This window comes from uncultured Nostoc sp., assembly GCF_937863485.1.
Lineage (GTDB): Bacteria > Cyanobacteriota > Cyanobacteriia > Cyanobacteriales > Nostocaceae > Nostoc.
Genome location: NZ_CALMFY010000144.1, coordinates 1 through 2,913, shown reverse-complemented (window position 1 = coordinate 2,913; position 2,913 = coordinate 1). Strand labels below are relative to the sequence as shown.

2 protein-coding genes and 1 pseudogene are annotated in these 2,913 nt (G+C 42.2%); 1 reads left to right on the top strand and 2 read right to left on the bottom strand.

What is annotated here, in order from left to right; translation table 11 throughout:
- Positions 1-34 precede the first annotated feature (34 nt).
- A complete protein-coding gene (locus Q0541_RS18985; RefSeq protein WP_298913548.1) occupies positions 35-667 on the bottom strand; it encodes a peptidoglycan-binding protein in 633 nt (210 codons plus the stop codon).
- A 632-nt stretch (positions 668-1,299) separates the two neighbouring features.
- Here Q0541_RS18985 and Q0541_RS18980 point away from each other — a divergent pair.
- Positions 1,300-2,748, top strand: coding sequence for a hypothetical protein (locus tag Q0541_RS18980; RefSeq protein WP_298913546.1), 1,449 nt, complete (start codon positions 1,300-1,302; stop codon positions 2,746-2,748).
- Positions 2,749-2,771: 23 nt separating this feature from the next.
- Here the strand turns inward: Q0541_RS18980 and Q0541_RS18975 are convergent.
- A pseudogene (locus tag Q0541_RS18975) lies at positions 2,772-2,885 on the bottom strand (four helix bundle protein); the annotation flags it as partial.
- Positions 2,886-2,913 lie beyond the last annotated feature (28 nt).

Sequence of the window (2,913 nt, the reverse complement as noted above, 5' to 3'; positions counted from 1 at the left end):
ATGTCGTTGTACTCGTTTGCGTAGTTGTGTTTTTTTATGTTTTCTTAGCTGTTGTGTTAGTGGTTGTTGTATTTTTTTGTGTAGTCTTTGGTGTAGCTGTTGGCGTAGCCGTCGGTGTAGCTCTTGGCGTAGCTCTTGGCGTAGCTCTTGGCGTACCTCTTGGCGTAGGCGTCGGTGTAGCCGTCGGCTGACTGAAGACTGTCTTTGCTTCTTCATTCAACTTTTGGCGGAGTGCTAAATTAGCAATTCCAGTTTCTTGCAACTGATATTTCTTCTGATACTCCTTCACCACTGCTTCCGTGCGGGAACCATAAAAATAATCGCGGGGAAGGGGAGGATTTGGCTTCACCACTGCATTCAAATTCGTTTGCAGAATTTTTATGATGTTAGCAGCAAAATCTTGGGTTTTTCGTCCTGCTATCCCATCAACTGGTTGTAGCTTATACCCCGTTTGAAATTCACGAATTGCCTTTTTAGTTTGATCATCCGTCAAAGGTGTATTTGTTAGCTTGACGTTATAGCCTAATCCTCGCAACACAGCACGAAATTGCTGTGGCGTATAGCTACGTTGAGAGGCCGCGAAACCTGTGTCTGCACTTACCAAACTAGCAGTTATCAGGCAGGTAGCTGCAAAAGTCGCGCTTGATTTTCCAAACCCACACCACATATTTAAAACTCCTTTGGATTAAATCAGCAGGATTATAAAGGTTAACAGCTGCATTTTAAGTTTGTTTAATAACTTTTTTCGCTATTTTTTAATGATTTTTGAATAATTTATGATTTATTTTTGTCAAATTTAACTAAGTTTACAAAAACTAATTTGTGTCATCCATCAAAAGAAGTATCTTGTATTAGCAGAGATACAGCGGTTATCATTTGAATCGAATACACTCCTTAAACACTAAATTAAAGTAGGGGCGTACATTTGTGCGCTTCTGAGTTGAGTTGAATACAGACCTAACAAGAACAGCCCCAACCCTTGTAGCGTTGGGGAGTAAGATTCAAAGCTTCGGCATCGGACGCCAGTCGCTCATAGGGAGCCACTGCGGTAGACGGGTTAAGAGGCATAAAGGAGGCAGTGCGCCCAAGCGGTTTTCCAACTTGTCCCTTGCGCGTCTCCTGTCTTGAGAAGCAACTGCCGTCAAGTGGCGTGGAAACCCCCTGTGCCCGCGCTGGCTCCCCAACGCGGTGGCTCCTCCTTTGAGGAGAGAAGAATGGAAGTGAGGTCAGAGTGTATTGGATGCAAACGAGAAACGCTATATTCCAAATATCCAAAAAGCGTATAATATATGACAAAAAATGAAAAATATAAAATCTTCTAAGCAGCGTAATCTTTGGTTTGAAAGATTTATGGCAATTACTGCCACCGTAAATTTAGGTTTAGTTTTGTTTGATTTAAGTTACGTACCTTGGCGAGATTTCTACTTGCGAAAACTTCCCCAAATTATTGAGATTTATGACCCAATAAAAGGTATTGAACCCCATCGAGAGACGAAAAATTATTTAGAACTAGTAAAGGCATTAGAAGAACAAGTCAGCCAAACAGGATTACAGTCGCCTCAGGTAAATAGCAGGCTAGAGGAAATAAGGCGTCTGAGCAACGAGATGATTGACACTAACCCATTTGCGGGAGTGAACAAGAGTGGTACTCTAGAAAAAATCAAAAAGCGGATGCGATCGCACATCGGTAACGAATCAGCAAAACAGTCCTTTGCCACTTTTTGGAGTCAGCCTTATATATCACAAAATGGCTGGGTTAAAGAAATTAATTTTTTCAACCAGAGCATCCGCCCTTTGATTGCCTCTAACTACTACCGCCAAATCGGTGAAAATGGCGAATTTGTTGATAATTTCTGGGAAATTGACTTACCCTTTGTGATTTTATTTGGCGTAGAATTGCTGGGGCGAACCTTCGTTCTCAGACGCCAACATCCTGGTTTTAGCTGGTTGGAAGCAGTATTGTGGCGTTGGTATGATTTATTTTTACTACTGCCATTTTGGCGGGGGTTGCGAATCATACCTGTATTAATTCGCCTTGATCAAGCGCGGTTATTGGAGCTGCATCCAGTACGAAAGCAAATTAATCAGGGGATTGTTGCCAATTTTGCCGAAGAACTCACAGAAATTGTAGTGGTAAGGGTAATTAATCAGGTTCAGGGTTCAATTCAGCGAGGTGAGTTAATGCGCTGGCTCTCACAACAGGAAAATTTACGTCCCTACATAGATATTAATAATGTGAATGAAGTGGAAGCGATCGCAGGTCTTTTGGTAAAAACAATTGTTTACCAAGTGCTACCCAAAATTCAACCTGCGATCGTTGCCATTTTGTGCCACAACATCGAAACCGTCTTCCATCAAGTCCCCGTCTACCGCAACCTCCAGAACCTCCCTGGGGTGGGACAAGCCCAAACCCAGTTAAGTGAACAACTGGCGACCCAAATTACAACTAATCTTTACAAAACTTTAGTTAGTGCTGTTGAAGACCCTGTAGGGGCGAAACTCACCAGTCAACTGGTACAAAGCTTCAGCGACGCCTTAGGATCTGAAATAAAGGAAAAACACGTACTTTCAGAAATTCAGAGTTTACTTTTTGACTTTTTAGAGGAAATCAAACTCAACTATGTCCAGCGTTTATCCCAAGAAGACATAGATCAAATTATCGAGCAAACCCGGCAGCTACGAACACAAGTATCAGTTCCAGCAGTAGTGGATAAAGCTACTACTTTCCCAAAAATACGGGAAGGGTAGAGAGAGCAGGGGCAGGAGGGCAGAGTCAACGAATATCTCTCTTCTACAGGAAACTTTTTGGATAGTTCAAATATTTTCATCGCTGTATCAAATGCCATTTTTTATACTTCCAAGTCTTGGTTGAGTCGATGGGGGATATTATTCCCCGCACCTCTCAGTTAAATC